This window comes from Planctomycetia bacterium, assembly GCA_021413845.1.
GTDB lineage: Bacteria > Planctomycetota > Planctomycetia > Pirellulales > PNKZ01 > PNKZ01.
This window is the reverse complement of the sequence record JAIOPP010000098.1, coordinates 1-6,338: the sequence shown is the minus strand read 5'-3', so window position 1 is coordinate 6,338 and position 6,338 is coordinate 1. Positions and strand designations below refer to the sequence as shown.

General features: G+C 59.9%; 5 protein-coding genes and 1 pseudogene. 1 reads left to right on the top strand and 5 read right to left on the bottom strand.

What is annotated here, in order from left to right; all coding sequences use genetic code 11:
- The 3 genes from K8U03_18315 to K8U03_18305 form a co-directional block, all read right to left on the bottom strand.
- Positions 1 to 655, bottom strand: a 655-nt coding sequence (locus K8U03_18315) for a hypothetical protein (protein ID MCE9606845.1), incomplete at its 3' end; no start/stop codon positions are given.
- Between the two features lie 198 nt (positions 656 to 853).
- Positions 854 to 1,765, bottom strand: coding sequence for a formylglycine-generating enzyme family protein (locus tag K8U03_18310; protein ID MCE9606844.1), 912 nt, complete (start codon positions 1,763 to 1,765; stop codon positions 854 to 856).
- 239 nt (positions 1,766 to 2,004) lie between these two features.
- Positions 2,005 to 2,949 (bottom strand): glycoside hydrolase, encoded by a 945-nt coding sequence (locus K8U03_18305; GenBank protein MCE9606843.1) that lies wholly within the window; start codon positions 2,947 to 2,949, stop codon positions 2,005 to 2,007.
- A 534-nt stretch (positions 2,950 to 3,483) separates the two neighbouring features.
- Here K8U03_18305 and K8U03_18300 point away from each other — a divergent pair.
- Positions 3,484 to 3,834, top strand: coding sequence for a hypothetical protein (locus tag K8U03_18300; GenBank protein ID MCE9606842.1), 351 nt, complete (start codon positions 3,484 to 3,486; stop codon positions 3,832 to 3,834).
- A 1,594-nt stretch (positions 3,835 to 5,428) separates the two neighbouring features.
- On the opposite strand, the gene K8U03_18295 is transcribed toward K8U03_18300, so the two are convergent.
- Together K8U03_18295 and K8U03_18290 are read right to left on the bottom strand one after the other, a co-directional pair.
- Positions 5,429 to 5,695: a hypothetical protein gene (locus K8U03_18295; GenBank protein MCE9606841.1), complete on the bottom strand. Its 267-nt coding sequence runs from the start codon at positions 5,693 to 5,695 to the stop codon at positions 5,429 to 5,431.
- Positions 5,696 to 5,809: 114 nt separating this feature from the next.
- A pseudogene (locus K8U03_18290) lies at positions 5,810 to 6,190 on the bottom strand (DUF1080 domain-containing protein).
- Positions 6,191 to 6,338: the final 148 nt, after the last annotated feature.

Sequence of the window (6,338 nt, the reverse complement as noted above, 5' to 3'; positions counted from 1 at the left end):
ATTCCTTCAAGACGGTTCGCGGGATCGATCGAGAAACCGAATCCTTCGGAGCGGTCTCGGCGGCGAGGAGTTCCCGCATCACGGCGCGGGCTGCGGCATACTCCTTCAAATTCACGAGCGCCTTCGCCAGGGCTCTCCGAGCCGCCGCTTTTCGCTCGGGGGCCATGTCGGTGAACTTCAAGGCCTCGGAATACTCCCCCTTCACCTTCGTCCAGTCCCCGTATTTCTCGAAAATGCCTCCGGCCGCGATGTGGGCGTCGATCTTCACTGCATTCGAGACACCCCTCAGCGCAATCGCCTTCTCCAGCGCCGCCTGGGCGGGCTGCCACTTGTATTCGCGAGCGAAGCCATCCGCGAGCTGCAGCAACGCCTGCCCGGCTTGATCGGGAGCGATGCCTGGCGTGGCAAGCGCCTTCTCGAACTCGGCACGCGCGGCGGCATGGTTGTTTTCAGACGCATAGGTGCCGCCGAGGTCGATGAGCGCAGCGGCTTTCTCCGGTCCCGTGCTCGCCCTTTCCCCGGTGGTTACGAGTTGCTTCCGAGTCTCCGCAAGCGTCGGCTCGGCCGCGTCGGCAGGACTGCATTCCAGCACCAGCAAGGCCAGTAAAAACGGCGAAATCATTTTCGACGGGTTGAGCATCATCGTGAGCGACATGGTTTTCGGCGGACATGACTCAAATGGCTTGAGCCTGGAAACGATCCGGACTCGCAATGGTCACTATTCTAACAACGCAAGCGCGCCTATCGCGTGGCGAAAGTCTCGACACGTTCTCGGTGCTGTCCGGCGCGGGTGGTTTCTTGAGCGATACCTTGCAGTCCGACGACGAATCGCCGTGGGGCGAAGCTCGGCACGCTACAGCGGTCGCATCAATCGGAAGCCGACGTCGTCACTACGAGTGGACTGAGCCCCGTACCCCCGGAAGGCTGATCGGCAACGCAGCGCGTTTCCATACCAGTCGCCGCCGCGTAGCACTCGTGGTGGATCGTCGGGAACACCACCGGTATTTTCCCCGTCGGGATTGTCGTAGCGCCGAGCTTCGTAGAGATCCTCGCACCATTCAAAGAGGTTGCCGTGCATGTCGTACAAGCCGAAAGGATTGGCCGGTTTCGATCCCACCTTGCGCACGGGGTTGCTCCCCGATTTCAGTAGAAACCAACCGTACTTCTCCAACTCTCCGGGATCGTCGCCGAAGGAATACTGCGTGGTCGTCCCGGCCCGGCAGGCATACTCCCACCGGGCTTCGGTCGGCAGACGATAGCCGTCGGCGTCCGGGAGTAATCGCCAGCCGGTTTTTTCATTCCGTTCGTAACTAGGTCGGAGCTTCTCGCGCCTGCTCAACCAATTGCAGAAAACGACGGCATCGTTCCAGGTGATTTGGGAGACGGCGTCTTCCTCGATTTGGGCGTAGCCCGGATTACGCCAATCGAATCCGTTTTTCTCCGCCTGCGTAGAAGGACTCGGCCCGGCCGCATTGGCGTTGCCGAACACTTCGGCCTCGGTGACGTACTTCGTCTCGGCAACGAATTGCCGGAACTGTCCGATCGTGACCTCGGTCGTCGCCAGCAAGAACGGCTGTTCGATCGTCACCTTGTGTTGCGGTCGCTCCGTCTCACGGATGCGGTTGCGGGTATTCTCGTTCATGCGGAAAGGGTCGGACCACTTCAACGCCTGGGCGACTTGCGCATCGGTGCTCCCCATCGGAAATTCGCCCGGCGGAATAATGACGAACTTGATTTGCAGGGAATTCTTCGACTCGACCGGCAAGCCAAGGTGACTTGCCCAGGCCTCCTGCGCAGCTCTTGCCTGGCGTGCCTCAAAGGGGACGCGAAGCGGCGGCGGCGCCGTCTGGGGCGTATTCGCAGACGGCCTGCCCAGCTTATCGACGAGACGTTTCAGGTTCACGGTTCCGGAGACATCCTTGCCTGCGGCGACGTCGGCCTCGCGAAACTTCGCCAGCAGGATCTCACCGGCTCCCTGGCGATCGCGATCGTAGACGATCCAGATCAGGCCGTCGGCGTCTTGAACTCCGTCGGGATGTCGTCGGTGGATAATTGCGCGGTGAGGTGACTACGACCTTTGAAGTTGTGGTGGTTCACCAGCAGCAGATTACCGGAGGACAGGCGCCGGATAAAGAAGCGCGAGCCGGGATTGGCGATCTTGCTCGCTTGGGCTGCGCTCCAGGTTCGCCCCCGATCGGTGGAGTAGCTCTCCCACAGGAAGCCGCCCCCGGTGCGGGTCAACAGCCGGAGCCGACCATCGCGCTGCTCAATGATCATGCACTCCAAAGCCCAGTTCGGCGCTTGGAGCGAGCCATGGAGCTTCCAGGTCTTCCCTTGGTCGGTGGAGATTCCGACGCCTTGCAGTTGCTTCGGCCCGGCGAACCATTCGTGAATCGGTTCGGCGGCGTGCGTCACGGGCATGATCCACTCGCCGGTGGAGAGCACGGTCGGCTTGTTCATCCGGAAGCTGCACGGAGCGTGGTAGCCGACGCGGAACTCAGCGCCGAACACCGGAGGCTTCGCGTCGGGAGCTTCGCAGATGCGGGCATGCACATCATGCACGGCGGCGTCCTTGTTACCCCGATTGAAGATGTACCAAAGCCGACCGAGCGGATCGATCCACAGCGTCGGATCGAAAGCGCGCGAGCCGTCGCGGGGCCCGGCCATCGCCCGAGGAAGCGTGAAGGTCGAGCCGCCGTCATCGCTGTAACAGAGCAAGACGGTGTTCTCCGGAGCAGGCTCCTTCGGCCCCCCGGTGAACCAAGAAACGAACACTCGACCTTTGGCCGTGCGCTCCAGGCCGGGGATTCCTTGCCAAGTCCGCAACGGAACTTCAGGCTCACGAATCGCGGCGGACGCGGTGCTCGACAGGGGCTGTGCGGTCGCTTGCTGCGCGACGGCCGAGGTCGCACAGAGGAGCAACAAGAATCCGACAAGGAAGTTCTTCATGATCAATTCCGTGTGGCGATCGTGGGCGAAAACGAGGATGACCGGCTCGATGATCTTAGCACCGACGCAACGGGAATACTTATCGCCGGGCTAGAACTCTCCAGGAGTTCCTCGGGCGATAAACGCCCGCGAGGGGCTTACACATTCTCTAGTTGGGGAGGCACCGAGTTCGTAATGCTCCCTGGGACTTGTTCGGCAGCTAGGAATCCGAGCCGACGCGTTCGAGTTCATCCACAAGGTCGGTGGAGTGCTGCATGCCGAAGCGTTGATCGCCAAACTCAAGTCGCTCAAAGAAGTCCGCCGATCAAGCTACGGAAAGAGCCGCCCCGCAACGGGCGGCTCTTTCCGTTGGCGACGTTGTGAGACGGCTCCCAGTTCAGCTACCTTTCACTGCTAGCGGTCCCCACCGGTCGACAGACCGGGATTCTGTAGCGACCTCGGGCCGAATTGCGTCGACCGGTCTGCCGATAACCAGGGTTGCGATGTTCGGGCCACGACGGCTCGGACCGATCAGCGAACACGGCGGGGGATCACTTGGAACCGACAAGCCTGGAAGCACTGCGGCGCTTCGTGCAGGAGGTGATCTGCGAACGAGGGCAACTATTGCCGGGAGCATTCCTGTTCGATGAGCAGATGCTCAGAAGGCACGGCCAGCCCTGCGGCCTCCACTTCACATTAGACGGTCCTCGTAGCGTGCGGTTCTCCGCCGTCTGGGATGCGATTCGTCACACGATTCTGTTCTACGACTGTACCGGCGAGCGGTTCCAACGAACCGATCTGACGAAGCCGTCGTGCTTGCACTTTGAGCTTGCGGAGTTCGTCGGATCCGGCGATACCTGTTCGGCCCCGCAGTATCACGGTCGAGGCATCGGCAACCGCGCGTAGTCGCTTCGGCCCTTGAAGCAACATCAGGATCGTGACTCCGTAGTCGTAGCTCAGGAACCATCTCCGAATTCGAGGAAAGCGCGGCGCAGTTGAAGCCCCCCTCGGAACGCAACACGAACACGTCGTCCCCCAACAGACCCATCGGACGCCAATCCAAGGCGTTGTCGTCGGAAGCGTCGGGGCCGGTCGGCTTCGATCACGGCAAATCCCTGACCGAACTTGGCGACGGCCCAACGATCGAGCTGATCGGAAAAGAAGACTCGAGTGCTCGGCGCGAAAGCGGATCGCCGGGGAAGGTTCTTCGCCGGCGATCGGAATAAATGTTTTAGGATCGAGTTCAAGGATACCGTCGTCGCCGCTGAAGCAGATCAAACTTCGCTCATCGCAAGCGATCAAGTGGACGTGCGACGGAAACTTGCGTGTTGCCATCAAACGCCGCTCACCGACTTCCCACACGTTCAACACATTGAACGAATTCGCAACAACGAGTTTGCCCGACGGCAGAAAACGAACCCACGAAATATGGCTGCCAGCGTGCTGGAAGAACGAATCGCCGGTTTCGGGAAAATATAGCCGGCCGCACCGGCCCAGCCGCCGCCGAAAGTGAGCACGATGATGGCGCAGATGGACCGCAATGCAATACTCCTGATGAAACGATCAGTTATCGTGCAGTCACCATCTCTGTCCGCTGCCCAGGACGACAACGGCCATCTGCTTTGAAGTTTCGCTACCCGTTGTCGCGATGACTTCCAGGCTTGCGAGTTTGTCCGACAGCGCGAAGCCAAACTTTGCGCTTCCGCTTTGGTTTCTTTTTCGCCACGGCTTTTTTCATCGACGCCGCCAGCTTTTTGGGTTTGAGCGACAGATTACGCCAGGACGATTCAACCCGCTTTAATAGCCGCTCAGCGTCGAGCTGTCCTAATCGAAAAATTGCGTCATGAAACTCACCTTCGGTTAACCCGGTGTCTCTTACTGCACGAAGCACTAGCGAGATTGTGCGAGTTCTAGAAACTCCCGGTGTTACGAGTCGATCATAGAAGCTCTCAATTTTCTCAGAATATATCCGCACGTGCTGCCGCTCAGCCTCGTTCAGTGGCTCTGAAGCCAAAATGGCGCCGAGAGGTCGCCGGCCGGAATTCGCGGTCGTTGTCGTAACAGGATTATTATCGGTATGGCCGCACCGATTGCATTTCATTGTGCCGGAGACATACCGCTGCTTGCTCCCGCAGTACGAGCACGTAGCAATTAGCCTACGACCGCTTGGCGTTTGACTTGGTCCCATGCGATATAACGCGGCCTAAAGCAGAAACTTTCAGATAGGGTCCGCTCGGATACACGCCGAAACGGCAATTGTCCCCATGCTAGCGAAGCGGCCTACAACATTCCATTAAGCGCGCCGATTTAGGGGCCAGCCCAACCACGGCCGATCGACGGCGACGAGTGGGGGTCGTGATGACGGAGATCGTCAAGAATCAAGTGATGTCGGACCGAACCGTCACGCCTTGGCGGCCTGCCAGCCGTAATCCTCGTAGCGATACGAGAAGCCGTCCGGATTGCAGGTGACGACGCCGAACGCCTCGGCCTCGTTATTGAGTCATCCCTTCCACCAACGTCCGTAAACGGCGCCTGATTGAATGTACGCGGTCCCGGTCAATTCGATTCGCTCGCGCAGATGTCCGTGACCCGAAAGAACAAGCTGCACGTCGTACGGCTCGAGAATCGCACGTACCGCAGGCACATTGGTGACGAGCGCTCCGGCACTCTTCGGTTTGGTCGGTCCCGCAGCTTGCGACGCGCCGGGCAGAACGGTCGTTGCAAAAGTCAATCCAGCGGTCTGTAAGAGTCGGCGGCGAGTGATCATCGTGACACCTCTCGGGACTGTGGGCGTTGGTCATGGCAAATTGCCGTGGCGGTCATCGTTGCCATCCTCTGCGATCCTCGTGTTGTTAATGTGGCAATCACGAGTCGTCCGCAGCTAGTGCTTGATCTCGCGCAGTCGCAGATTCCTGAACTCCAGCGCCGCACCTTCCGCCTGCAATCCGATGTACCCCTTCGCGGGCTTCAGGCCGGTCGCTTCCCACGCCTGCTTGCCGTTGCACCAAAACACGGCCTTCTCTCCTTCGACGACCACGCGCCAGTCGTTCCATTCGCCCGACGGCTTTTGGAGCTGCGGGACCGGATCGCCGCCGGTGACCTTAGCCATGAACTTGCCCTCGGCCCCTTTCGCCAGGTTGATCTGATTCGAGCCGAGCTTCGGCCCGCTGCGAATATAAAAGCCGCTGTTGTAGCGATCCTTCAGGCCGCGCCACTCGAAGCGCATCTCAAAGTCGGCGTATTCGCGATCCGTCGAAAGGTGGGGCGAGCTGACCTGCCCCCCTTAAACGAGTCCGGTCGTCAGTCGTAGACTGACGACCATCACTTGAAAAAGGGAGGCGATCATGGGGACGAAGCGCTTGAAAGTGGAGCAGATCATTCAGAAGTTACGGGAAGCGGAATTGGAGATC

Bases quoted from the DNA above. Each gene is read 5' to 3' on its own strand.
- K8U03_18305 (MCE9606843.1), bottom strand. From the start codon at position 2,949: ATGAAGAACTTCCTTGTCGGATTCTTGTTGCTCCTCTGTGCGACCTCG.
- K8U03_18295 (MCE9606841.1), bottom strand. From the start codon at position 5,695: ATGATCACTCGCCGCCGACTCTTACAGACCGCTGGATTGACTTTTGCA.